Genomic DNA, 24,804 nt, shown 5'->3' on the forward strand with positions numbered 1-24,804 from the left:
CGGCTACGGGGTTCCGCGCAGTCGCCACCCGGCGCGCAGCTCGCCGCGGCTCACTGGCGCCGCGAACGCCCACCGCCGAGCGCCGGAAGAATCTCCGCGGGCCCGAGCGTGTTGATCACATCCGAGGCGGCCAGCCCGCCCTTGCGGGCGACATGGACCCCGAAGGGCACGTCCCGGAGTCCCTCCGTCGCGTGCGCGTCTGGGTTGATGCTGACCTTGACCCCCTGCGTTTTGGCGTAGCGGCAGAGGCGCCAGTCCAGGTCCAGCCGGTGCGGGTTGGCGTTGATCTCGACCACCTTGCCGTGCGCCCGCGCCGCGTCCAGCACCCGGTGCATGTCAATCCGGTAGCCCTCCCGCGAGAGCAGGAGCCGTCCCGTCGGATGGCCCAGCATCGTCACCAAGGGATGTGCGAGCGCGCGCAGGACCCGCGCCGTCTGCTCCTCCTCCGACAGGTTGAACCGGCTGTGGACAGACCCGATGACGAAGTCAAAACGGGCCAACACCTCATCGGGATAGTCCATCGAGCCGTCCGGCAGGATATCCGCCTCGATGCCTTTCAAGATCACGATGTCGCGGACGCGCTGCCGGAGCGCCTCGATGGCGGCGTGCTGGGCGCGGATCCGATCTTCCTTGAGCCCATTGGCATAGAAGGCCGACTGGCTATGGTCCGAAATCCCGATGTACCGGTAGCCCAACGCCCGAGCCGCCTCGACCATCTCCGCCAAACTCGCCGAGCCGTCGCTGTCGGTCGTGTGCGTATGAAAGACGCCCTGGATCTGGCCCGGCTCGACCAGCGGCCCGAGCAGTCCGGCCCCCGCCGCCTCGATCTCGCCAAGCCCCTCCCGCAGCTCGGGGGGGATGAACGGCAACCCGAGCAGGGCGTAGAGGGCTTCCTCCGTCTCGACCGCCGGCAGCCTCGGGGGCTCCCACGGCACCCCGCGCCGGGCCGCCCGCTCCGCAAGCTGAGTCAGGTGTGCCTCGCTCCCGGTGGCCGCGAGGAGCGCCGTCCCGGTGAGGTCGGCGACCACCTCCACCTCGACCGGCAGCCCCAGGGCCGACTTCGCCACAATCCGGCTGCCCGTGACCGTGGGCTCCGCCAGCCCCTCTACCTGCCGGAGCCCGTCGCGCACGAGGTCCGGCCGGTCCGCCGCCGCCAGCAGGTCGATCGTGCGCACGACCTCCATGCGGCGGCGCAGCGCCCCGACTAGCTCGGCCCGGCGCACGCCCGGCGCAAGGCGGACCGCCTGGAGGATCGCCTCCGCCTCCTGCACGACGTTGGCATAGAGATGCCAGCCCCGGCGCCGCTGGAACTGGCTGAGCCCCTCCCGGATCTTCTCCTGGGTCTTCTGGCCGAAGCCCGGCAGCGAGACAAGCCGGTTCTCGTTGCAGGCATATTCCAGTTCACCCACCGTCGTGATGCCGAGCTGTTGCCAGATCGCCGCCACCTTCTTGGGCCCCAAGCCCGGGATGGCCGTCAGCTCGAGCAGGCCTGCAGGCACTCCTTCCTTCAGCTTCTCGTAATAGGTCAGCCGGCCGGTCCCGACCAGCTCCGCAAGCTTCTCCCCGATCGCCGGGCCGATGCCCTTCAGCTCGCGGACCCGGCCCGACGCGACGAGCTCAGCGAGGTCGTCGGACAGGGTCTCGATCGTACGCGCCGCGGTGTAATAGGCCCGGCTCTTGAACGGGCTTTCGCCCTTGATCTCGAGCAGCAGGCCGATTTCCTCGAAGATCCGCGCGATGTCGCGTTTGTCCATGGTTCAGCGGGGCTCGTGGCGAGAGGCGACCGGCGAGGGACGGCTTCGCCTCTCTCTCCACGAGTCTCTTGCCGCGCACCCTGGCCTGGCGCTGTGCGCTCGATTCTACGCCCCCGAGGGGTTGGCCGCAAGCTGGCCAGGTATGCTAGGATGGTGCGGAGATGCCTGCGCGAACGCGTGATCCGCAACCTATGGGAAAACCCTGATGAGCAGACGGGCAATCGGCTGGCTGTGCGGCCTGGGCATCCTGTGGGGCTTCGCCGCGGGCGGCCTTGCGGCTGGCCCCGGGGGGGCGACCGCAACCACCGAGACCAACTGCAACTTCGGCATGGCGAAGGGCGAGGCGCAGCAGAGCTGCCAGGTGCCGATCCCCTCGGGTTGCGCGGTCGCCCGCTTTCCGGGCACCACCACGCCGTGGACCAACATCTCCAAAGGCGGGAACTTCATCTGCCGATTCGACGAGAAGAAGACGGACTGGAAGACGACGATCACCGGCACCTGCAGCCGGTGCCGGTCCCCGCAGTGCTCCGCCCGCTTCAGCGTGATGTTCGACTGCTCGGCGACCGCGGCCCCTTATACGCCACAGACTCGGTAACCGCAGCAATGCCGGCTCGGCCTTGTGAACGGCGACTCCAGGGAGGACCCTGGAGCCTTCGCGGAGGGCACGGACGGGAACGAAAGGCTTCGGGGGCGGCCACCCCCGGTGGGCACGCCCCGAAGCGGAACCAGTACCCCAGGATCAGTGCAGCGAGGGCAAGCGGGGCTGGTGCGGCTAAGCCGCCTTTTGGGTCGGCTTGTCTATTTCAGACGAGGCGCCGGTCATCCGACGCCACAGCCCGACGATCGCAGCAAACACCGCCATCACGACGAAGATCCAGGTGAGCGACTCCATCCAGTTAATGTTGGCTGCCTCGGTCCACAACATCGGTGCTCTCACCCCCTTTCCGCGCCAAAGCCTGCGTGATTGTTAATCATTGCCCCACTCGTGTCAAGATGGCACAGACCCGTCTCGCGGCCGGGCGACGGCGGGGTGGCATCTATGGCAAAATCTCGTCATGGCCCTGCAGCTCTACACCGCTCAGGTCGTCCAGTACCGCGACCTGACGCACGACGTCCGGGAGATTGACCTCCGGCTGATCGAGCCCGCGACGATCACGTTTAAGGCCGGGCAGTTCATTTCGTTCGACGTGTGGCCGCCTGGCGCCTCGCGGCCGGTGACGCGGCCCTACTCCATCGCCTCCCCGCCGAGCCAGCGGCAGGCGGTCACCCTGGTCCTGAACCTCGTGCCCGGCGGACCGGGCTCCACCTACCTGTTCAGCCTGCGCCCCGGGGACGAAGTCCGGTTCAAGGGCGTGACCGGCGCCTTCTATCTGCGGGAGGATTTCTCGCGCGACCACCTGTTCGTCGCCACCGGCACTGGCATTGCGCCGATCCGCTCAATGCTCTCCGATCTCTTCGAGCGGGGATTCTCCCAGCGCGCAACCCTGTACTGGGGCCTACGCAGCGAGCGGGACCTCTACTACCAGGAGGAGCTGGAAAAGCTGGCTCGGGACCACCCGAACTTCCACTATGTCACTACGTTGTCCCGCCCTACCTCCGGCTGGACCGGGCCGACCGGACGCGTCACGCACTTGATCGAGTCGCGCGTTGCCTCAGTCGCGAACCTCGCCGTGTACCTGTGCGGCAACAGCGGGATGATCAAAGACGTGACCGCCCTGCTGAACCGGCGTGGGCTCTGCCCCATTTACCGGGAAAAGTACTATGATGACCCAAGTGGGGAGCCGCAGGACTGATGAGGGGACCTCTGATGGGTGAGGACTTGCGGGGCTTGTCCGACGCCATCAAGCGCGAGGCGCACGCCCTCGGGTTCGACGCGGTCGGAATCAGCCGGGTGGAGGCGACCGTCCCGCCAGCGGCCTCGGGCGGTCGCCCAGCGCCGCTCGTTCAGCTCCTTCACGGGCGCCTCCTCGACTGGCTGGCGCGCGGCTACCACGGCGCGATGGCTTGGCTGGCCCGCGATCCGCAGCGGCGCGCCGATCCGCGCCTAGTCCTGCCCGGCTGCCGGTCCGTGATCTCGGTCGGACTGAACTACTACACGGGCGACCGACCCGACGAGCGGCCCGGCCGCGGCCGCATCGCCCGCTACGCCTGGGGCGCGGACTATCACGCGGTGCTCGGCAAGCGGCTGGAGCGGCTGGAGGCGCGGATTCGGGCCCTCGCCCCCGGCGTCCGGACGCGCCGCTACGTGGACACCGGGCCGGTCATGGAGAAGGCCTGGGCCCAGCAGGCGGGCCTCGGGTGGATCGGGAAGCATTCGAACCTCGTCTCGGCGCGCTTCGGATCCTGGCTGCTGCTCGGCGAGATCCTAACCACGCTCGAGCTGGAGCCCGACGAGCCCGGCACCGATCTCTGCGGTTCCTGCACGCTCTGTCTCAAGGCCTGCCCCACGGGCGCCATCGTCGAGCCCTACGTGGTGGACGCCAGCCGGTGCATCTCGTACCTCACGATCGAGTTCCGCGGGCCGGCCGACCTGATCCCGGCTGACCTCGCCCGCGGGATCGGCAATCGGATCTTCGGCTGCGACGATTGCCTCGATGTCTGCCCCTACAACGTCAACGAGGTCCGGACCTCGGAGGCCACGTTCGCGCCCAAGCCGATGACGCAAGCCCCGGACCTCGCGGCCCTGGCCCGGATGTCGCCGGGCGAGTTCGCCGCCGCCTTCCGCCGGAGCCCGATCCGGCGGGCCAAGCATGCCGGGTTCTTGCGCAACGTCGGGCTCGCCATCGAGAACCTCGTCCGGCGCGCCGTTGGCTGACTCCGGCGCCCGCGGCCGGGCCGCACCCTTGCGCGGAACCCAGCCCTCCTCTATAGTGGGTGGCGAGCCCTGCGCGGGGCCCCCGCCAGCCGATCACTGTCGTGGGTGAGACCTATGGTCCCTGCCTCCCTGCTGGTCATCGAAGACGAAGAGCGGATGCGACGCCTCCTGGAGCTGGTGCTCCGGCCGGAAGGCTATGATCTCATCCTCGCCAAGTCCGGCGAGGACGCCCTCAAGCTGCTCCAGGACACGCCGGCCCTGGATCTGATCGTCACCGACCTGCAGCTCGGCGCGGTCTCGGGGCTCGACGTGCTCGAAGCGGCCAAGCGCACGCTGCCCGACGTGCCCGTCCTGATCATTACCGGCTACGGCACGGTGAAATCCGCGGTCGAGGCCATGCGCAAGGGCGCCTACGACTACATCTGCAAGCCGGTGGACAACGAGGAGATGAAGATCGTCATCGCCCGCGCGCTCCAGCACCGCCGGCTGGCGCAGGACAATCAGGCCCTGCGCGCCGGTCTGCACGAGCGCTTCGCCTTCGACCGGATCGTGAGCCGTTCGCCCCACATGCAGGAGGTGCTGCGGCTCGCGCAGGACATCGCCCGCACCGACGCGACCGTGCTGATCACGGGCGAGAGCGGCACCGGCAAGGAGCTGCTGGCCCGCGCCATCCACTTTGCGAGCGCACGAGCGCGGGGCCCGCTCGTGGCCGTGAACTGCGCCGGCATCCCGGAGCCGCTGCTTGAGTCCGAGCTGTTCGGCCACGAGGCCGGCGCGTTCACGGATGCGAAGCGAGCCAAGCAAGGTCGCTTCCAGCTCGCCGACCGGGGCACGCTGTTCCTCGACGAGATCGGCGAGATGAGCCCGGCCGCGCAGGCCAAGTTGCTGCGGGTTCTCGAGGACCACCGGATCGAGCCGCTGGGCAGCCTGCGGGCGACCACGGTGAATATCCGGGTCATCTGCGCGACGAACCAGGATCTCTCCGAGCTGATCCGGAAGGGGCGGTTCCGCGAGGACCTCTACTACCGACTGAACGTCTGCCCGCTGCACCTGCCGCCCCTCCGGGAGCGGCCCGAGGACATCCCGCCCCTGCTGGACGCGTTCCTCGAGACGGCCAGCCGCGAGCGCGGCACGCGCGTCCGCCGGGTGGCGCCCGAGGCCTTGGCGCTGCTCCAGCACCACCACTGGCCGGGCAACGTGCGGGAGTTGCACAACGTCGCAGAATGGCTCACGATTACCTGTAAGGCGGACGAGATCAGGCCGGAGCACCTGCCTGCGTACCTGCGCGCGCCCGCCGGACCGGAGCAGACGGAGCGGCCGTCCCTGCTCGCGTTCGGACTCTCGGCCGAAGAGCTGGAGAAGGTGCTGCTCCAGGAGGCGCTGCAGAAGGCGGGCGGCAACATCTCGAAGGCGAGCCGGTTATTGAAGCTCACGCGGAACACGCTCCGGTACCGGATGGCGAAGTACAACCTTTCTGCCCATAGCTGAGGGCTGAGAGCGAAGAGCTCGTGGAGGCGACCTCCTGCTCCGGGCTGCTCGCTCTGTGCTGCTCGCTACGAGCTTGTATGCGCGCCGGCGGCCTCCAGAAGAAGTTCTTCATCGCCCTCCTGATCGTCGGCATCGTCCCCGGGGTCGGCGCTCTCACCTCCACGTACCTCTACGGCATCAGCAGCCTGAAGCACTCCATCGGCAGCGGGTTCCAGGAGATCGCGCGCTCTACGGCCATCCGGATCGCCTCGGCCGTAGATCAGGAGATAGACCGAGCCATTCGGCTGGCCCGCGTGCCGATGCTCGTGCGGCAGCGCGTGGACGCGGCCAACCGCCGGTACGCGGGCAAGAGCGAGTTGGAAGTCCGCATGGTGCTGGCGACCAAGGCCGCCGCTTACCAGCAGGCACTCGCGGATGGCGCCCCGTTCCCGCCCGGCTCGGCGGAGACGAACGCCTACCTCCGCGAGTGGGCCCGCGAGACCGGCTATTACGTGCGGGTCGCCATTGCCGACAGCCGCGGCGCGCTGGTCTCGACGACCGACTCCCACGCCCCCTACCTCAACGCCGATCAGGAGTGGTGGCAGGAAGCCATCGCCGCTCCTCTGGACACCGCCTACGTCAGCTCGCTGCGGCTCGACCCCCGGCTTAACGAGTACGTCTTCGATGTCGCGGTCCCGATCCCCGGCGAAGGCGGCGGCCCGCCGATCGGCGTGGTCGCCGTGGTCGTTCGGCGGGACGTGCTCCTGCACACCATCCTGCCGATCCGAGTCGGCGAGACCGGCCACGGCATGCTGCTCGATACCGAGGGCACGCCGCTCATCTGCCCGGTCCTGCCACCGACCGCCCACCTGATCCCGGAAACCCTGCTCGACCAGCTCGCGCGCGACGAGCCGCTCTGGCTGGTCGCCGAGGACGACGCCCATGGCGGACACAACTCGATCGTCGGGGCAGCCCCCGTGCGATTTGCCCACCGCCTCAGTCCGGCCAGCCTGGGCGGGACCCGGTGGTTTGCGTTCGTCCGGCAGCAGCCCGAAGAGACCTACGCGCCGATCAACTCGATGCTCGTCGTCGTCGGGCTGATCGGGTTCGGATTGGTCGTCGTGCTCGCCTCCCTCGGCTTCGTCGTCGGGCGACGGATCGTCAGTCCGATCCTCGCGCTCCGGCGCGAGGCGGAGGCGCTCCAGCGGGACGTCGCCGCGCTGCCCGACGCACCGTTCGTGTCCCGGACGGAGCCGCCGCCCGCGCCGGAGATCCGCACGGGAGACGAGATCGAGGACCTCGCCCGCACGTTCCAGGCGATGCGGAACGCGCTGGAAGACAGCCTGCGCACGGTCAGAACCCAGCAGGAGGAGCTGATCCGACGGGAGAAGCTCGCCTCGGTCGGCCAGTTGCTGGCCGCCCTCGCCCACGACCTGCGCAATCCGCTCGGGGTGATCCGCAGCTCGGCCCAGCTCGTCATCGAGGAGCACCAGTCGGACGCGGTCAAGCAGGAGGTCGCCCGGTACATCATTGACGAGGTGGACCGGCTCACGCATCGGATCAATGACTTCCTGCGGTACGCCCGCCAGAAGCCTCCGGAGCCCAAGCGCGTCCGCGCGGACGCCCTCGCCCTGGCGGCGCTCCGGCAGTGGAAAGCCCAAGGCGGCCACGAACGGATCGCGGTCGAGACCAGGTTCGCCGAGCCTCTCCCCGAGATCTCGGTGGATCCGGACCAGGTCAAGGAAGCCCTGGTTAACCTCTTGATCAACGCCCGTGAGGCCATGCCCGAGGGCGGACATCTCGCCGTCGTCACACGCGCCGACGCGGACGGCCAGGTGGCCATTGAGGTGGCCGACACGGGCTGCGGCATCCCGGCCGCTCATCTCGCGCGCATCTACGAGCCGTTTTTCACGACGAAGGAGTACGGGACGGGGCTCGGGCTCACCAACGTGAAGCGGCTCGTCGAGGACAACGGGGGCAGCATCGACGTGCAGAGCCAGGAAGGCGCCGGCAGCCGGTTCGTGCTCCGGTTTCCTGCGGCCGACCGGCCGGGAGGCGGCTCACGCGACCAGGTCACGACGGAGCCGCCGGGACGGCAGGCCCCGTTGGCCGTCGGACCCGGGGCTGAGCCCGTCTCAATCCCGGGCCCCGCCCCCGCTGACCGCTTGTCAGGACCTGCCCCGCCCGCTTAAGATGGGGCCCCCAGATTCGGGAGCAGGGGGGAACCGGGCAAAGGAGGAGCTGGGGGTGTTCTGGGAGTCGCGTCACAACCGAGACAAGCAGGAGCGCTACTGCTCCTTTTGCGGCAAGCGGGAGAGCCTCGTCAAAAGCCTCGTCGAGAGCCCGGCCTCCTACCACTGCCGCAGTTGCCAGGCGGGAGCCACCCTGCTGATCTGCAACGAGTGCATCCAGCTCTGCAACACGTTTCTGTCGGAGCGGGCCGGCGGCTCGGAACCGGCAGCCGCCCAGGTCCTGCACCTGCCCAAGCCCACCGAGATCAAGGCGATCCTGGATCAGTACGTCGTCGGGCAGGACCGAGCCAAGAAGGTCCTCGCGGTTGCCGTGCACAACCATTACAAGCGGGTGCTCAACCGCACCCGCCCGAAGGACGTCGAGCTGCAGAAGGGGAACATCCTGATGATCGGCTCGACCGGGACCGGGAAGACGCTGCTCTCCCAGACCCTCGCGCGGATCCTCCACGTGCCCTTCGCCATCGCCGACGCAACCACGCTGACCGAGGCGGGGTATGTCGGCGAAGACGTGGAGAACGTCGTCCTCAAGCTGCTCCAGAACTGCGACTTCGACGTCAAGCGGACGGAGACCGGCATCATCTACATTGACGAGATTGACAAGATCAGTCGCAAATCCGAGAGCGCCTCGATCACCCGTGACGTCTCGGGCGAGGGTGTCCAGCAGGCCCTGCTCAAGCTGATCGAAGGGACGATCTGCAACGTGCCGCCCAAGGGCGGCCGGAAGCACCCGGAGCAGGAATACATCCGGGTGGACACGACCAACATCCTGTTCATCTGCGGCGGCGCATTCGTGGGACTCGAGCAGATCATCGCGCAGCGCACCACGCAGCGACGGATGGGCTTCGGCGCGGGCCCGACGTCACGTGAAGCCGTCGGGCCGGGCGGGCTGCTGGAGCGCGTCCAGCCGGAGGACCTGCTCAAGTTCGGCTTGATCCCCGAATTCATCGGCCGGCTTCCGGTGATCACGACGTTGTCCGACCTCGACGAAGCCGCCCTCGTCCGGATCCTGGTGGAGCCCAAGAACGCGATCCTCAAGCAGTACCAGGCCCTGTTCGAGTTGGAGAACGTGCACCTGGAGTTCACGCCGGCGGCCGTCAAAGCGATCGCGCACCGCGCGGCGGCGATGAAGACCGGCGCCCGGGCGCTCCGGACGATCCTCGAAGACGTCATGCTGGACCTCATGTACGAGGTCCCGGCGCTCAAGAACGTGAAGTCCGTGGTCATCACGGACGACGTGATTCACGGCGTGGGGCAGCCCCAGATCGTGACGTAAGCCGTGGGACGAACCCTCACGACTATGGCGTCCAAAATCCTCGCGGTGGACGACGACGCCAAGTGGCTGCGGATCCTGTCCCTCTACCTGCAGGGGCGCGGCTACGAGGTCACGACCGCCCAGAGCGGAGACGAGGCGCTCCGCCACGTGGCCGCCGCCCGGCCCGACCTGATCATCGCGGACATCGCGATGCCCGGCATGGACGGCTACGAGCTGTGCAGCCGCCTCCGGCAGGATCCGCAGTCCCGGACGATCCCCTTCATCTTTCTGACCGCCCGCGACCAGGACACCGATCGCATCCGCGCCCGGAAGCTCGGCTCGGACGACTACGTTACCAAGCCCTGCCCGTTGGAGCGCCTGCTGCAGAGCGTCGAGACCGTCATGGACCGGGTCGAGCAGGCCCGCCGGATCCCGCTCGACGAGATCGGCCAGAGCGGGCGCCTCGATGACGTGGACCTGCTGGACCTGATCCAGACGCTGGAGCTGGAGCAGAAGACCGGGGCGCTGATCCTCAGCCACGGCGAACGGACCGGGACGCTCTATTTTAAGGACGGGCTCATCGTGGAGGCGAACATTCAGTCGCCCAAGCGGGCGGAGCCGCTCTTTATCCTGCTCGGGTGGAAGACTGGGCGGTTCCTGTTCATTCCCGACGCAGTGCCCGAGCGGATGCCTATCACCGCCAGCATGGCCAACCTCCTGGTGCAGGACCTGCTGGCGTTGGAGCGCCACGAGCGGGACGGGCGGAGCGACGGGGGACGGACCGGGCCGCCCCCGGCGAACCAGCCCGCCTCACTCCCGGGCCGTGTGCTCGCCTGCCTTGAAGCGGTCGCCGAGCGGTGCCGGCGCGAGCGGGCGGTGCCCGCGCCGCTGCAGATCGTGCGGATCCTGGTCGTCGGGGTGACGGGGACGGGAAGCAGCGAGCTGATCCACGGGGTGGTCAAGGACCTGTCCGGGTCACGCTGGGCGGCGGTCGGGACGGAGGAGCCGACCGACGATCATCGCACCGACTTCGGGCGCGTCCTCGTCGCGCCCGGCACGGTCGTCCACTTGGTGGCGGTGCGGGGTGAGAAGCGGTTCTGGCCGGTCTGGGAGCAGTACCTCCCCCAGGCGCAGGCCGCGTTGTTGCTGGTAGAGCCCCAAGACCGGGCCGCGCTGGGGCACCTCGAGGCCTTTTTGCGCGCCCGGCAAACGCTCGCGCCCGGCCTCCCTGTGCACGCTCTACTGCCGGTAGGCTCCGCGCACCCGGATCTACCCGGCCTGCGCGCCGAGGACTGCTCGTTCGGCTCCCTCGACGACCCGGTAACCCGCCTGTCCGCGCTGGATCGCATGCTCCAGCCGTACCTGGCCGCCGGGTGAGGCCCGGCTGGCCTCAAGGCGCATCGTCGGCGCAGCGGAATCCCAGCGTCGGCCCCCAGTAGGTCATCTCATCCCAGGCCCGATAGGTGACACGGAGCTCCAAGGAGCTCCTGGTCCAATCCCCCCCGCGCATCACGCGGAAGGAGCCGCGCAGCGGACCTTGCGGGTCCCGCGACGGGCTGACGGCGTAGTAATCCTCGGCGTACCAGTCCTTGACCCACTCCCACACATTGCCGGCCAGGTCCTGCACTCCGTAGGGCGACAGGGTCCCGGCATGGCTCCCGACCGGCTCGATGCCGTGGCTGTTCAGCCGGGCGTCGCCGTTCCGCGCCGGGCGGGGAATCGCTTGCTCGCTGTTCCCCCAGGGGTAGCGGCGCCCGTCGGTCCCGCGGGCCGCCTTCTCCCATTCAGCCTCCGTCGGGAGGCGCGCCCCGCGCCAGTGGCAATACTCGCGCGCCTGCAGCCAGGTGACGTTGGTCACCGGGTGTGAGGCCTGCCGGGGATCATCGTAAGCGGCCCGGTCCTTCGGCGGAGCGCAGACGCCGGCCTCGACGCATCGGCGATACTGCGCGTTGGTCACCTCGTACTTATCAATCCAGTAGGAGCTGAGCGAGACCGTGTGCGCCGGCCGGGCGTCCGGAAGCCCGTCCTCCGCTCCCATCAGAAACTCGCCTGCCGGGATCAACACCATCCCCTCCGGCGGCTGGATGCCCTGCTCCGCAAACCTGCGCAGCTCCTGCTGCTGCGCCTCCAGGAGCTGCTCGTTCACCTTGACCACGTCCGCGGCGTGGTCGCCGCCTCCCGGCTCCAGCTCGGGGCCCACCTTAGGGGACGGGCGCCGCGCGGGGTTCGGCCGAGCCTCCACCTTGGGCGGCCTCGCCTCGGCCCCCGGCTGGGCAGCGCTCGGCTCCGGCGCGCGGGCGATCTCGATGCGGACCGTCGTCCGGGCCATGTCGCGGATCGTGTCCTCCGCGTCGGCCCTTGCGGTGCCGCGTCCCTTCCCGATGCGTGTGAAATCAAAGTCCGGGATGTTCGCCAGCAACGGCGTTGCGTAGCTGATCGGGACCGCAAAGGCCATGCCTTCTGGAGCGATCCCGGAGGGATGGGTGAACTTCGTCGTGACGATCCCGATCACTTCCCCGCGCTTATTGAACACCGGCCCGCCGCTGTTGCCCGGGTTCACCGCGGCGTCAACCTGAAACACGCGTTTGACCCCCTTCGACCGGATCGCGGCAATGCGGCCGCGGACGACCGAGACCTCGCGCAAGCCGAAGGAGAAGCCCAGAACCGCAACCTCCTGGTCGAGCGTGACGGCGTTCGCGTACCCCACCGGCGCCTCGGACAGCCCAACCGTCTCGATCTTCAACAGGGCGAGGTCCTGGTCCGGATCCGCGCTCACGACCACCGCCGGCGCGCGGAACTCGCCTTGGGTCACCACCACAACCCGGCGCGCGTGGGCCAGGACATGGTGAGCCGTCAGCACGTACCCGTCGGGATGCACGATCACGCCGCTGCCGGCCGGCCGCTCGGGCAAGGCCCCGGGCCCCTCCGCAGCACCGAGGGACCCGACCACCGTGAGGAACGCCAGCGCGCTCAGCCATCCCATCCGTATCATGGCCCGACCGGAATCTCCACGCTGATAGCCCCCGCGCTCTGGCCTAAGCGCAGCCCCTCCCGCGGATGGCCGGTCCGGTCGGGCGCGCCCTTCGGCTCCCCGTGACAGTCCAGGCAGCGCCTGGTCGCGTACAGGGGGAACATCAGCCGAAGCGCCCGGCCGCCGACTGTCACCTCGCTGATGATTCCCTCCTTGGGATGGGCGGGATCGGCGAACTCCTCGAGCGCCGCTCGCTCGAACGCGTCGGGGGCGTTGGCGGGATTGCGGGGAGCAAGTGCGGTTTGCTTTAACTTGACTCCGGTCAGCTCCGCGAACTTGTGGGCAACCCTCGCTCCGAACACGGCTGGAATGAACCCCTTGTAGCCCACCCCGCTCCGATTGATCTCCGGCTGCGCCTCCGCGACCACCTGCCGACTGACCGCGACCAGCAGCCGGAGCAGCCGCTTAGCCCCTTCGGGGAGACGGCTGGCGTCAAGGTCGCGGAGGTCAATCCCCGACCGGACCCGGAACATTTCCGCCAGTTGCCGCTCGAACACGTCCGGCGTAAACCCCTTCTCCGCAAGGGCCGGGTTGTCGAACAGATCCTGGTTCTCGGTGATCACGTAGCGCCCGGCATAGAGCAGCATCGCGAGCAGCCGCGCAGACTGCTCCGTCTCCAGCACGGTCTGGAACTGCAGGGGAGGACTCGGCCCCGGAGAATTGGCAGGGACGGCAGCCGGCACAGGACCACGCCCCTCACCGGCCAGCAGCACCGGGAGGACCAGCCAGCCGCCGATACAAAGGATGGTAAGGCCGCGCCGGGCGGCGACGCCGCACATAGGGGACCAGCCCGCCGCCCCGATGGTAGGCTCGCCCGGGCACGAAGTCAAGACAGGAAGCCCGGTGGAACCCTCAGCGACTCCGGTGAATGTCAATGACCACGTTGTCCTCGTCGAGCTCGACGACGACCGGCGCCTTGATCGAGAACATCGAGAGCTTGCTTCCCGCCAGCGGATCCACGCTCAACCGCTCGCCTCCCTCCGGCGTGGACAGGCGGATCTCCTGCCAGTACGGATCCGCGTAGTCCAACGTGCCGGCCATGAGCCGATGGCCGGCGGGCGGCACTCGGCGGGGGTGTGCGTCCAGGAGTACGTTGCCCTCGTCAACCCACAAGACCACCTCGTCCCCCGCCTTCGCTTCGTGGAGGCCGAGCCGATCCGCTTTGCTGGGGCTAATCGTCCGCGGGCGGAGCCCGACGGGCGTACGCACGAACACGACTCCCGACACGATTTTCGACACCACCCCGTTGACCGTCCGATGAACACCGGCGCCGGCCGTGTCCGCCTGGTCGGCCCCGACTGGAGCGGTCAAGCAGAGAACCAACACAGCGGGCAGTCCCAGACTGAAGGGAAGGATCCGATGCATGGTGACCTCTTGGTAATGCCCGGTCCGCTCGCTCCGGGGAACTGGAACGGGCGGACCGGCAGGTGGAACAGGGTGAGCCCTCGCCTCGAGCAGCAGGTCTACGGGCCCGGGGCTGGGGTTGGCACCGCGATGCCGTATTCCTGGATTGGCGTGACCATCAGCGCGAAGTTGTACAGCTCGTCCGCGGCGACGTCGTTCACGCCGTGCGCCCTGGTCTGGAGCATCCGGAAGAACCGCCCCATCTCCAGCTTGACGGTCTTCTGATCACCCTTTCCCAGCGCCTCCCGCACGACATTCAGCTTCTGGTGATAGGGCTCCCAATTGGAGGTGGGATAGTTGGCCTTGTAGAAGTTCATCGAGGTGACGATCTCATCAATCCAACTCGCTTGCGCCCCCGCGACCCCCAGCGTCACGAGGCCGAGAACAAAGGCCGCAACGAGCAGGACGGGCAGTGTTGTGCGCAGTGATTCCCGCATGGCCGCCTCCCTCTCCTAGGCTATGCCCCTAGACGGTCGGTGCTGTCCCGTTCCCGGGTCAGAACGAACGGGACGAGATCTCGTCTTGGAACCGGAGCTCTTCGAGCATCTCGGGAGTAAGGGTTTCCCCCCCGCTGATGAAGTGCGAGGACTCCTCGCCCTCCGGGACGCTCAGCGGCCGTTCGCTCTCCTTGGTCAATTCCCGCGAGTCAGCCTCCTTGGGCTGGCCACCCGGTGGCTGAGCCTTCGTGTCCTTCTGAACCTCCGTCTGCGAGGAGGGCCCCGCCCCCGTCGGTTGCTCGGACGCCAGGGCCGAGGTGGCCAGCACCACGGGGATCACAATCAACGACAGGGCAAGCAGACTCCCGACGACAATCTTGAGCAGCGTCGCTCTGGTCATCTCTCCCACCTCCCAGTCAGCGCATGGAACATGGCTAGGCGCTCACAGCTTGGCGATGTGCTGCCTCCCCGCGGCAGCGTCTGTCTCCCATGATCTGCCCGGTCACGCGGTCTTCCGGTAGACCGTCTCGGCGGTTTCGACGCGGCGCCCGGGGACCACCTCCTCGGCCTCCGGCCGGAACCCCGGCATGAACAGCCCCGCAAAGAAGATGCCGACCAGGGCCGCACAAGCGGCGAAGAGATACTCGCCCGGTACCTCCGGCCAGGATTTCGGCTCCGACACCAGCGCCGCGGCTTGGGCTGGTCGGAGGTCGGCGGCGGCCAATCGCTCGAACCGGTCGGCGATCTGTTCCGTATGGATCGAGGCCAGAGCCACCGACGCCAGTTGCTCCTGCAGCGCCTCCTTGGCTGCCAGATACCGATCCTGGATCGTCGAGAGCTGGACGATCGCCTGGCCGATCCGCTGCTGACTCTGCTCCGTGAGCCGCATCTGGCTCAAGCTGGCGGACACGATCAATTGCCCGAGCCGGTGCTGCCAGTCCGCGTAGAAGCGGGCATCCATCCGGTCCCCGATCCCTTCCGCGATCGCGATGGCCCGACGGTTATACGCTCCCCCCAGACGATCCCCGGACACGAGGCCGGACCGGACGCCCCGCGTCGTGAAGCTCACGATGGTGCGTCCCATGACGAACTGGACCAGGGCGGCATGATCCATCTCGATCTGGCTGGCAACCGCCCGCACCCGATCCAGGTACCCGAACGGGGGATTGTGCAGCCGGTGATCCGCCAGGGTGGCCCGATTCAGGTCGGTGACGGCGGCGGCCGCGCTCCGGTTGACGTGCCATTCGAGCAGATAATCGTCCACGATCGCCTGGCCGAGCGCGGGTTGCACCCACTCCATCGCATCCATCAGGTTGGTGGTCTGCACGACCGGCGCGGGCTCCGGGATCGCCGCCTGGAGCGCGCCCTCGGTGGACAGAAACAGCAAGGCCCCGCTGCATACCGTCGCCAACAACCCGATGGCCACCATCACGTCTACTGGTTCCAGATATCGCTTCATTGGGTCCCTCCTTCCGTTGGGTTCCGCCGCCTGCCGGGATCGTACGGACCCCGTCGCGCCCTGCTCCTTCTTTATTTCTATGTCGCAAGCCTGATGCCATCGAGGGCGCGTCGAACCCTCCGATATCCCGTGAGTCCTCGACACTCCGCCCGATCGGGTGGCTGAGAACAACCACCGGACGCGCCAAAACCACCACCAGGAACGCCATCCGGTTTCGGAGGGTGTTGCTCTTACGACGAGGCTGCACACGGATCAAGGGCGGTTCATGACTTGCCGATCTCTTTGGGTAGGAGAGAGAAGCAGGCTGGAGCCGGACGAGGGCAAATGAGCCTCGCGTAGGAGCAGGATCATGAACCGAGTCGAGGTGGCGAGATGGGATGGCCTCTGAACAGGCTCACCCCGGTGATGCGGCGAGTCGTCCTGGTCGGCATTGTGGCTGCGGCCCTCGGAAGCGTCTCCGTGTCCGGAGCCCGTGCCGCCACCTATCGGGAACAGGTGATCCCCGTGCTTGGGGTGACGCTGTCGGACCGGCCGACCGGCACGGTAGCGTACCTGCTCCTCTCCTTCGAGGAGCGGCAGGACCATGCAGGCCTGACCGTGCAGTTCAAGAAGGGCCCAGGACGCTTTTCCCGGATGGCGCAGACCGCCGTGGAGCAGGCCATCTATCGCAGCGCACGGGCGATGGGGTTGTCCCCCGACTCCTGGACCGTCGTCCTATCGGTCCCCTACCGGGGGCTGACGATCTACGGCGAGAGCCTTTCGGCAATGGTCGCGGTGAGCGTCGTGGCGATGGCCAAGGGCGCGGCCATCGTCCCCGATCGCGTCCTGACCGGGACCGTGACGCCGGATGGTCACATCGGACCGGTCGGATCGGTGCCGCTCAAGGTCGAAGCGGCGAACGCCGCACACCTGCAGCGGGTGCTCGTGCCGGACGAACAGGACGTCGGCGACAGCGACTGGCGGACGCCCTTCTTGATGCAGGTCTCCCCCGTCGGATCGGTAGGCCAGGCCTATGAGGCCCTGACCGACCGGCCGGCCAGAGAATAGTCGCGCCGCGTTCTATTGAAGCTCCACGATTGTCACCCCGTCACCGCCCTCCGCCCGCTCTCCCGGCCGGAACGTGGCGACGTAGGGAGACGTCTTCAGGTAGTCCCGCAGCACACCCTTTAACCGGCCCGTGCCGTGCCCGTGGATGAGCCGCAGCAACGGGGCCCCGTCCATGGCGGCCTTGTCCAGCGCCGCGAGCGTGGCGTCCAAGGCCTCCTCAGCCGTCTTCCCGCGCAGATCCAGCACGGTGGGCGCAGCTTCCCGCCCCCGGACTCTCACCAGCGAGACAGACTCGCCCGGAGCCGCCTCGGGCCGCTCCGGCGTCACCACCTGGCCGTCGCGCAAGCCGATCAGCGAGGAGGCCGTCACGGACATCTCGACGTCGCCCACCCGGACGCGGACCCGCTTCTTCCCTTGCGGCGCCTCCAACAGGGTGCCCGTCACGCCGAGGCCCGCAACCTCGACCGCATCGCCGGCCCGGAGCGTGTCCAGCGGCACGGTTTCCCGCCCCGGGGCCAGCCCGGTCCGCGCACGCTCCTCAATCGCGCCTAGCCGCGCCTTCGCTTCCCTGGCCTTGACGAGCGTCCGCTCCCGCTTGAGGCCGTCGAGGACCGCCTGCACCTCCGCCCGGGCCTTGAGCAACTCCTCGGTCAGCTTCCGCCTCGCCTGCTTCCGCTCCTCCCGCTCGGACCGCTGCAGGCGCTCGGCGATCTCCGCCGCCTGGCGCGCCGCCTGCTCGGCCTCGGCCCTGAGCGCCACGGCGCGCGCGAGGTCCTGGTCCAGGCGGCGCTGCTTCTCCTGCAGCTCGCCGAGCATCTGCTCCAGCATCACATCCTCGCGCCGCAGCAGCGCGGCGGCCCGTTCCAGCAGCGCCTCGTCCAGCCCCAAGCGGCCAGCAATCTCGATCGCGGAGGAGCCGCCCGGCAGGCCCATGATGAGCCGGTACGTGGGGGCGAGCCGACTCACGTCAAACTCGACGCTGGCGTTCAAAAAGCCGGGGGTCGTCTGGGCGAGGGCCTTGAGGCCGTTGTAGTGCGTCGTGACGATCACCTTGAGGCCCAACTCGGCCAGGCGGACCAGGAGGGCCTCGGCCAAGGCCGCGCCTTCAACCGGATCGGTAGAGGTCACCGGCTCGTCGAGCAGGACGAGGGCATGCGCCTCCTCTCGGCGACTGCCCTCCTGCGAGGCCTGACGCAGCAACTGGATCATCTGGGTCATGTGCGCCGAAAAGCTGGACAGATCCTTGGTGAGATCCTGGGCGTCCCCGATATCGGCGTAAATCTCGGGAAAGACCGCCATGTCGGACCCCTCCGCACAGGGGGGGTGGAGCCCGGCGCGGACCATGAGGGCGATCAGCCCGATGAGCTTCAGCGTGACCGTCTTCCCGCCTGTGTTCGGGCCGGAGATCACGAGCACCCGCACCGACTCGTCGAGCACGATGTCATTCGGGACCACCTGCCCGCGGGCGAGCAGGAGCAGCGGGTGCCGCGCCTGGCGCAGCGCGATCCGGCCGCGATCGTTGAGCGACACCGCCCGGCCACAGACCATCTGGCTGAAGGCCGCCTTCGCCCCGATACAGTCCAGGGCGGCGAGCCCCTCCAGCCCGACCAGGAGCGCGGGCGCGTGCGCCCTGACCAGCGCCGACAGCTCCTGCAGAATTCTCCGGACCTCCCGCTCCACCTCCAGATCGGCGACCTTGATCGCGTTGTTCAGCGCGACCAGCTCCCGCGGCTCTACGAAGACCGTCGCGCCGCTGGCGGACACGTCGTGCACGATCCCGGGCACCTTGTCGCGCATCTCGACCTTGACCGGGATGACGTACCGGCCCTCGCGCTGCGCGAAATACCGTTCCTGGAGGGTTTCGGCGTACCGGCGGGACGAGAGGATTGCCTCCAGCCGATGCCGCATCGTCTGCTTGAGCGCTTGTGCGTGGTGGGTGAGCCGTCGCAGCTCCGGCGTCGCGGACTCCCGCAGGTGCCCATCTGGATCCACCGCCCGGTCAATGGCCAACTTGACCGGATAGGCTGCGTGGAGCCCCTCGAGCGGCTCCGCCACGGCCCAGAGCGCGGGCGCCTGTTCGCGGTGCCGGCCCAGGTACCGCAGCACATCGAAGGCCAGCCCCAGCACGAGCGACACGTCCCGCAGCTCGTGCAGCTCTAGCACAGCGCCCTTGCCGACCCGACTGAGCGGCTCCCGGAGGTCCGGAAACGAGAGGGAAGGGAAGGGCTCGTTGCTGCCCTGCAGCGCGAGCATTTCGGCGGTCTCACGGGCCCTGGTCTCCGCCGTCGGAAGGTCGTTCGCGAGCGGCAAGGCGCGGCACCGCCCGGCGCCCATGACCGATCGCGCCTGCCCCGCGAGCGTCTCCAGCACCCGCGGCCATTCGAGGACGCTCAGCGCCTTCTGGAGGAGGGACTTCGACTCCATCGTCCGTTCCGGTGACGCCGTGGTGACGGCGGTGCCGCCGCCATCATATCGGGTTCACCGGACGGCCGCCAAGAGGGGCCGAGGCGCCTACAGACCCCGGCGCTCGTTCCCGTTCACCCCATCCTCGTTGGGATCGCCCCAGACACGCCTGGGCAGCCCCTGGGCGTCCAGATCGGTGCCACACGAGAGCGGCTCCCGGAACACCACGTAGGTCAACGGCCCCAGGTCCCCCTCGGTGACGAGCAGGACGAAGCGCGCCGCCTCTTCGGCGGGCAGATCCGGAGCCACGCCGGGCAGGACCCGCATCACCCGGTGATAGGCGACGTGCCCGACCGTGGCGCCGTCGTCGCCGCTGTAGGCCACCAGCATCAGGCCGTTGGCCAGTGGCTCGGCATCTTCCGCCAGGCTCCAGTCAAAGGCCTGCCGGTCCGGCCCGGTCCCGCAGGCCAGCGCCATCGCACCCGGCAGAATCGCGAGTCCCAGGCACAGGACGACTGCTTTCCCCCCCCTTCCACGCCGCATTGCGCCTCATGGTGCACCTCCATCCCTTGCCTGCCTGGACCGGCGCGTTCCCCATGACGCGCGCCGGATAGACACCTTCATTCCACGCACCAACCCTGGCCTCACTTAATCTTGTCGGCGAGCTGGTCGGCCGCCTGAACCGTGTAAATGTTGCCCACTGGCTGGACCGGTAGGCCAAGCGGCGTTGGCGAGAGAAGGCAATCCGTCCCCCGAAGGGGCGAAGGGTCCGGGTTCGGTGGAGCGAGGGACAACGGATCAGGCCGTGCAGGCCCGAGCCTGGCAGGGGGGAGAACGAGCAGCCGTGACCGCGGCGGGTTCAGGCGGTCAGGCGGACGATTTCGTAGGTTGCCGCACGTTTCTTCGACCGGAGTCCAGCCAGGCGCCGGAAGCCGGAGGTCTGCGCCAGCCGGTGCCGGTTGATCAGCGGCTCGGAGATCGCACCGCAGGCCACGCAGCGCCAGCCGCGCAGCCACAGGTGCCCGCTGTCATCCTCCATGTCAATAAAGTGGTCCACCACCATGAGCCCCTGACACCGGTGACAGTGCATCGTCGGCCCTCCTGCGCTCGCGACCAGCGAATCTCCTCCGGTCCCGGTTCGATTCGCTGGGTCCTCTACCCCCTTTTCGGCAGAGTCCGTTCCTGCCTTGATGGTCTCACTCGGAAAAGCAATGGCGATGCCAGCGCCGCGCCTGCAACCTGTTGCAATCTTTCGAGGGCTGCAAAGGGTGGAGCCAGGCGACTGACGCGGGGCCGTCACCGGTCTGACGCCTGGGGCTGGAGCCGCGGAGCGCGCCGGCACAGCTTGCTTTCCGCCGCGAGGCACGGCAGACTGAGCGCCGACCTGTCGCGACCAGAGGAAGCCTATGGCGCTCTCGATGACCGAGCTTGAGGCAGTGCTGCGCGAAGTCGCCCCGGTCCTCACCGGTGGCTGGATCCAAAAGATCCGCCAGCCAGCGCCCAAGACGGTCGCGCTGGATATCCGGGCGGCGGGCAAGACGGTGACCTTATTGCTGTCGGCCGATCCCGACACCGCGCGAATCCACCTCGCCTCGGAGCGCGACGCCAATCCTCCCATTCTGCCGCCCTTCTGCCAGCGTCTCCGGGCCCATCTTAAGGGCGCACGGATCGAAGGAATCGAGCCGATCGGCGCGGACCGGGTCGTCCGCCTGCGGATGCGGGCCCGTAAGGGAGCTTGCTCGCTGGTGGCGGCGCTGACCGGCCGGAGCGCGGACGTGCTGCTCCTCGACGCCAGCGACCGCGTCCTGGCCTCGCTCGTCGAGGGGCAAGCGAAGACGGGGACGACCTGGCACCCGCCGACAGGCCGGCCCCATACGGAGAGCGACACACCGCCGGCGCCGGTACCCGTGCTGGAGGACAACAGGCCGTTTCCAATCTCGCGGCTGATTGAGCGCCGCGAGCGGGAGCGGGAGGACGCCCTGGCGGGCGAGCGGCTCCGGCAAGCGAGGCTGGTCGAGCTTCGGAAGGCGATCAAAAAAGCGGCGCGCCGCGTCGAAGCGCTTCAGGCCGACCTGGAGAAGGCGGCGCGGTACCGGGACTACGAGCGCTACGGCGAGCTCCTGAAGGCCAACCTGGGACGCATCGAACGGGGCCAGGACGCGGTGACGGTCGTGGATTACTTCGACCCCTCGTTGCCCGAACTTGTCATCCCCCTGGATCCCGCCAAGGGACCCCAGGCCAACATGGAAGAGTACTTCAGGAAGCACCGCAAGCACATCTCGGCCGAGCGGGAGATCCGTCCCCGGCTGCTGGCGGCGGAGCAGGAGCTCGAGCGGCTCCGCGCGGAGCTGACCGCGATCCAACAGGGAGACTGGATCCCGCCTGTGCCACGCCCGGCGTCCCAGCGAGAAGGGCGTGCCCGACCCCTCACCCTCGACCCTTCACCCTTGACCCATCGTCCCGCCCGATCGGGCCCCTTCCGCCGGTTCACCTCCGCCGACGGGCTTCCCATCTACGTCGGCCGGAGCGCCCGCGAGAACGAGGAACTCACCTTCCGGTTCGCCCACAGCGACGACCTGTGGCTCCACGCCCGCGGCGGCCCCGGCTCCCACGTGGTCGTCCGGCTGGCCAAGGGCGCCGAGCCGCCGCCCGAAACGCTCCGGGAGGCGGCCACGCTCGCCCTGTTGTACAGTGACCTGAAGAAGAGCGGGAACGGCGAGGTGATCTATACGCGACGGAAGTGGGTCAAGAAGCTCAAGGGCCAGCCACCCGGCACCGTCGCCGTCACCCAGGACAAGACCCTCTTCGTCGAGCTGGACCGCGCCCGCCTCGAGCGCCTGAAGGCACGGAGGCCCCCCTCATGAACGAAACACGCAGCAGCGAGACAGCCGTCCGCCGTAAGGCCACGCCGCTGACCGAAGAGGCCGACAGGCTCCAGACGCGCCTCTGCCGGCTGGTCGGCCAGGCTATCGCCGACTACCGGATGATCGAAGACGGCGATACGGTCATGGTCTGCCTCTCGGGCGGGAAGGACAGCTACGGATTGCTGGACATCCTGCTCGTCCTGCGCCGCCGGGCGCCGGTCCGCTTCGACCTCGTCGCGGTCAATCTCGACCAAAAGCAGCCGGGGTATCCCGCCCACGTCCTGCCCGACTATCTCACCCGCCTGGGGGTGCCCTTCCACATCGAGGAGCGGGACACCTATTCGGTCGTCAAGCGGTTGATCCCCGAAGGCGAGACCACCTGTTCCCTCTGCTCCCGGCTCCGGCGCGGACACCTCTACCGGCTCGCCTCCGAGTTGGGCGCGACCAAGATTGCGCTCGGCCACCACCGGGACGACATTCTGGAGACCCTGTTCCTGAATCTCTTCTACGGCGGGAAGCTCAAGGCCATGCCGCCGAAGCTGCGCTCCAAGGATGGCCGTCATCTGGTGATCCGGCCCTTGGCCTACGTGCCCGAGGCGGACCTGGCGCGATATGCGGAGTTGCGGGCCTTCCCGATCATCCCCTGCAACCTCTGCGGCTCGCAGGAGAATCTCCAGCGGAAGGCAGTCAAGGCGTTGCTTCGCGAGCTGGACCAGCGGTTCCCCGGTTGCCCGGAGCGCATCTTCGCGGCGCTCGCGAACGTGGCACCGGCCCATCTCCTGGATCGCCGGCTCTTCGATTTCGCCTCGCTCGAGACGACGGGCGAGACACGTGCGGACGTCCGGGCCGGAAACGGCGAGAGCGACGAGGGCTGACGCCGAGTCGGCGCGGGCCGCCGCAGGCGGATGGCGAGGACTGTCCGAGGCTGCGTTCGCGTGATGCGCAGAACGCAGCGAGTTCCGCAGCCAAGCACGGGCGAGGCTTACGGAAGGCCGACGAGGCGCTGGCCTTGAGCGAAACGGCTGAGCCCCTTCACCCAGCCGAGGCCTACTCCCCCACCCGCACCAGCAGCCCCTTCTCCTTGCAGACGTTGAACATATAGTGGAACCAGGCGACGATGGCGGTCAGGTAGAGCAGGTTCAGGCCGGTCGCCCAGGCCAGGTGCTGGAGCGGCAGGCCCCCGCTCGTCAGCACCGCCCGCATGCCCTCGAAGATATGCGCGGCCGGGTTGGCCCAGGCAAGCCCCTGGAGCCACCCGGGCAGGACTTCCATGGGGTAGAACACGCAAGAGATCGGCTGGAACAGGAAAACCATCCCCCAGGCGAGCACCTCCGCCTCCTGGCCGAACCGCATGATCAGCGAGGTTGTGAACACGCCGATCGTCCAGCCGGTGATGATCAGGTTCAGCACGAAGGGGATCAGGGCCGCGCCGATCATGAACACGTTGTAGGAATAGAAGAGGAAGGCCGCCAGCACCATGACGATCGAGACCATCGTGACCTTCAGCACGCTCATGACCATCGTCGCGGCGAGGAACTCGCTGGGCTTGAGCGGGCTCGCGAACAGGCTCATGAGGTTCCGCGCCCAGATCTCTTCGAGGAACGAGATCGTGATGCCCTGCTGCGCCCGGAACAGCACGTCCCAGAGGATCAGCGCGCCGAGGAAGAACGTCACGACGCCGGGCAGCGTACCCTGAAACCGCATCAGGTAGACCGTGATGAAGCCCCACACCACCAGGTCGAGGAAGGGCCAGTAGAAGATCTCCATCAGGCGGGCGAGGCTCCGCCGGTAGAGATAGACGTGGCGGGTGATGAGCGCGACGATGCGGTGGAGCTTCATAAGAGACCCTGGGCCAGAGGCACGGGCAAGGGGCGAGGACGGGGCGGCTCACACCCGTTCCCGGGCAATCTTCAGGAACACTTCCTCCAGGTCGGCCTTGCCGAAGCGGGCGACGATCTCCTCGGCCGTGCCCTGCGCGACGATCCGGCCCCGCTGGAGGAAGATAATCCGGTCCGACATCTCCTCCATCTCCCGCATGTTGTGCGAGGTGTAGAGCATGGTCAGCCCGCCGGCGGTGCGGACCTCCTTGAGCAGGCTCCGGACCTTCTGCGCGATGTCCGGGTCCAGGCTCGCCGTCGGCTCGTCCAGGAACAGCACCTTGGGCTCCGTGAGGATCGCCTTCGCGAGCGTGAGGCGGGTCATCTGGCCCGACGAGAGCTTCCGGGTCACCTTGGTCCGGAAGTCCTCCATCTCCAGTTTCTTGACGACGTCGTCAATGCGCGGGCGGATGTTCGACAGCCCATAGAGCTTGGCCACGACCCAGAGGTTCTCCTCCACGGTCAGCGCGTAGGGCATCGAGATGTAGGTCGAAGAGAAGTTGACCTGGCTCAGGATCTCCTCGCGGTGCGAGGCGAGGTCGAGGCCGAACATGCGGATGCTGCCCGCGGTGGGCGTGATGAGCCCGAGCAACATCTGGATGGTCGTGGTCTTGCCGGCCCCGTTGGGTCCGAGCAGCCCGAGAATTTCCCCTTCGCGGATCTCGAAGGAGACCCCGTCCACGGCGGTGAATTCACCGAACCGTTTGGTCAGATTTCGGACTTCCACAACGGGGGAGGGCAT

General features: G+C 68.3%; 23 protein-coding genes. 10 read left to right on the forward strand and 13 right to left on the reverse strand.

Annotated elements, in window-relative coordinates:
- Window positions 1-50: 50 nt before the first annotated feature.
- Window positions 51-1,754: a DNA polymerase/3'-5' exonuclease PolX gene (gene polX, locus ACWHYQ_RS15120; protein WP_447972948.1), complete on the reverse strand. Its 1,704-nt coding sequence runs from the start codon at window positions 1,752-1,754 to the stop codon at window positions 51-53.
- 205 nt (window positions 1,755-1,959) lie between these two features.
- Here polX and ACWHYQ_RS15125 point away from each other — a divergent pair, with 205 nt between their 5' ends.
- Window positions 1,960-2,349 carry a hypothetical protein gene (locus tag ACWHYQ_RS15125; RefSeq protein WP_447972949.1) on the forward strand — a complete coding sequence of 130 codons (390 nt, stop codon included), beginning with the start codon at window positions 1,960-1,962 and terminating at the stop codon, window positions 2,347-2,349.
- A gap of 177 nt (window positions 2,350-2,526) precedes the next feature.
- Here the strand turns inward: ACWHYQ_RS15125 and ACWHYQ_RS15130 are convergent, their stop codons facing one another.
- Window positions 2,527-2,679, reverse strand: a complete 153-nt coding sequence (locus ACWHYQ_RS15130) for a hypothetical protein (RefSeq protein ID WP_447972950.1) — start codon at window positions 2,677-2,679, stop codon at window positions 2,527-2,529.
- Between the two features lie 130 nt (window positions 2,680-2,809).
- Here ACWHYQ_RS15130 and ACWHYQ_RS15135 point away from each other — a divergent pair, with 130 nt between their 5' ends.
- The 6 genes from ACWHYQ_RS15135 (at window position 2,810) to ACWHYQ_RS15160 (ending at window position 10,917) form a co-directional block, all read left to right on the forward strand.
- Window positions 2,810-3,547 (forward strand): FAD-binding oxidoreductase, encoded by a 738-nt coding sequence (locus ACWHYQ_RS15135; RefSeq protein ID WP_447972951.1) that lies wholly within the window; start codon window positions 2,810-2,812, stop codon window positions 3,545-3,547.
- Window positions 3,548-3,561: 14 nt separating this feature from the next.
- Complete coding sequence (gene queG, locus ACWHYQ_RS15140; RefSeq protein WP_447972952.1) at window positions 3,562-4,569, forward strand: tRNA epoxyqueuosine(34) reductase QueG; 1,008 nt, start codon at window positions 3,562-3,564, stop codon at window positions 4,567-4,569.
- Window positions 4,570-4,683: 114 nt separating this feature from the next.
- Window positions 4,684-6,057 (forward strand): sigma-54-dependent transcriptional regulator, encoded by a 1,374-nt coding sequence (locus ACWHYQ_RS15145; RefSeq protein WP_447972953.1) that lies wholly within the window; start codon window positions 4,684-4,686, stop codon window positions 6,055-6,057.
- Between the two features lie 77 nt (window positions 6,058-6,134).
- Window positions 6,135-8,228, forward strand: coding sequence for an ATP-binding protein (locus ACWHYQ_RS15150; protein ID WP_447972954.1), 2,094 nt, complete (start codon window positions 6,135-6,137; stop codon window positions 8,226-8,228).
- A gap of 55 nt (window positions 8,229-8,283) precedes the next feature.
- The gene (gene clpX, locus ACWHYQ_RS15155; protein ID WP_447972955.1) at window positions 8,284-9,561 is read left to right on the forward strand and encodes an ATP-dependent Clp protease ATP-binding subunit ClpX; all 1,278 of its coding nucleotides are present in this window, start codon (window positions 8,284-8,286) and stop codon (window positions 9,559-9,561) included.
- Window positions 9,562-9,585: 24 nt separating this feature from the next.
- Window positions 9,586-10,917 (forward strand): response regulator, encoded by a 1,332-nt coding sequence (locus tag ACWHYQ_RS15160; protein WP_447972956.1) that lies wholly within the window; start codon window positions 9,586-9,588, stop codon window positions 10,915-10,917.
- A gap of 13 nt (window positions 10,918-10,930) precedes the next feature.
- Here ACWHYQ_RS15160 and ACWHYQ_RS15165 read toward each other — a convergent pair whose 3' ends face one another.
- The 6 genes from ACWHYQ_RS15165 to ACWHYQ_RS15190 form a co-directional block, all read right to left on the reverse strand.
- A complete protein-coding gene (locus ACWHYQ_RS15165) occupies window positions 10,931-12,523 on the reverse strand; it encodes an SUMF1/EgtB/PvdO family nonheme iron enzyme (RefSeq protein ID WP_447972957.1) in 1,593 nt (530 codons plus the stop codon).
- Window positions 12,524-12,528: 5 nt separating this feature from the next.
- Window positions 12,529-13,350, reverse strand: coding sequence for a Tll0287-like domain-containing protein (locus tag ACWHYQ_RS15170; protein WP_447972958.1), 822 nt, complete (start codon window positions 13,348-13,350; stop codon window positions 12,529-12,531).
- A gap of 73 nt (window positions 13,351-13,423) precedes the next feature.
- The gene (locus tag ACWHYQ_RS15175; protein ID WP_447972959.1) at window positions 13,424-13,936 is read right to left on the reverse strand and encodes a hypothetical protein; all 513 of its coding nucleotides are present in this window, start codon (window positions 13,934-13,936) and stop codon (window positions 13,424-13,426) included.
- A 98-nt stretch (window positions 13,937-14,034) separates the two neighbouring features.
- The gene (locus tag ACWHYQ_RS15180) at window positions 14,035-14,412 is read right to left on the reverse strand and encodes a hypothetical protein (protein ID WP_447972960.1); all 378 of its coding nucleotides are present in this window, start codon (window positions 14,410-14,412) and stop codon (window positions 14,035-14,037) included.
- 58 nt (window positions 14,413-14,470) lie between these two features.
- On the reverse strand, window positions 14,471-14,812 hold the full coding sequence (locus ACWHYQ_RS15185) for a hypothetical protein (protein ID WP_447972961.1): 342 nt from the start codon (window positions 14,810-14,812) through the stop codon (window positions 14,471-14,473).
- A gap of 102 nt (window positions 14,813-14,914) precedes the next feature.
- A complete protein-coding gene (locus ACWHYQ_RS15190) occupies window positions 14,915-15,871 on the reverse strand; it encodes a hypothetical protein (RefSeq protein ID WP_447972962.1) in 957 nt (318 codons plus the stop codon).
- A gap of 372 nt (window positions 15,872-16,243) precedes the next feature.
- On the opposite strand from ACWHYQ_RS15190, the gene ACWHYQ_RS15195 reads away from it, so the two are divergent.
- Window positions 16,244-16,918: a S16 family serine protease gene (locus ACWHYQ_RS15195; protein ID WP_447972963.1), complete on the forward strand. Its 675-nt coding sequence runs from the start codon at window positions 16,244-16,246 to the stop codon at window positions 16,916-16,918.
- Window positions 16,919-16,930: 12 nt separating this feature from the next.
- On the opposite strand, the gene ACWHYQ_RS15200 is transcribed toward ACWHYQ_RS15195, so the two are convergent.
- The 3 genes from ACWHYQ_RS15200 to ACWHYQ_RS15210 form a co-directional block, all read right to left on the reverse strand.
- On the reverse strand, window positions 16,931-19,342 hold the full coding sequence (locus ACWHYQ_RS15200; protein ID WP_447972964.1) for an endonuclease MutS2: 2,412 nt from the start codon (window positions 19,340-19,342) through the stop codon (window positions 16,931-16,933).
- 87 nt (window positions 19,343-19,429) lie between these two features.
- Entirely contained in the window at window positions 19,430-19,864 is a 435-nt protein-coding gene (locus tag ACWHYQ_RS15205) for a hypothetical protein (protein WP_447972965.1), read from the reverse strand.
- Window positions 19,865-20,180: 316 nt separating this feature from the next.
- Complete coding sequence (locus ACWHYQ_RS15210; RefSeq protein WP_447972966.1) at window positions 20,181-20,411, reverse strand: hypothetical protein; 231 nt, start codon at window positions 20,409-20,411, stop codon at window positions 20,181-20,183.
- Between the two features lie 316 nt (window positions 20,412-20,727).
- Here ACWHYQ_RS15210 and ACWHYQ_RS15215 point away from each other — a divergent pair, with 316 nt between their 5' ends.
- Together ACWHYQ_RS15215 and ttcA are read left to right on the forward strand one after the other, a co-directional pair.
- Window positions 20,728-22,185 (forward strand): Rqc2 family fibronectin-binding protein, encoded by a 1,458-nt coding sequence (locus ACWHYQ_RS15215; RefSeq protein WP_447972967.1) that lies wholly within the window; start codon window positions 20,728-20,730, stop codon window positions 22,183-22,185.
- Window positions 22,182-23,060 (forward strand): tRNA 2-thiocytidine(32) synthetase TtcA, encoded by an 879-nt coding sequence (gene ttcA, locus ACWHYQ_RS15220; protein WP_447972968.1) that lies wholly within the window; start codon window positions 22,182-22,184, stop codon window positions 23,058-23,060. Before ACWHYQ_RS15215 ends, ttcA begins: the two co-directional genes overlap by 4 nt.
- Before the next feature lie 172 nt (window positions 23,061-23,232).
- On the opposite strand, the gene ACWHYQ_RS15225 is transcribed toward ttcA, so the two are convergent.
- Together ACWHYQ_RS15225 and ACWHYQ_RS15230 are read right to left on the reverse strand one after the other, a co-directional pair.
- Window positions 23,233-24,024, reverse strand: coding sequence for an ABC transporter permease (locus ACWHYQ_RS15225; protein WP_447972969.1), 792 nt, complete (start codon window positions 24,022-24,024; stop codon window positions 23,233-23,235).
- 48 nt (window positions 24,025-24,072) lie between these two features.
- Entirely contained in the window at window positions 24,073-24,804 is a 732-nt protein-coding gene (locus ACWHYQ_RS15230) for an ABC transporter ATP-binding protein (RefSeq protein ID WP_447972970.1), read from the reverse strand.

The sequence above is a fragment of the Nitrospira sp. Kam-Ns4a genome, from assembly GCF_965152595.1.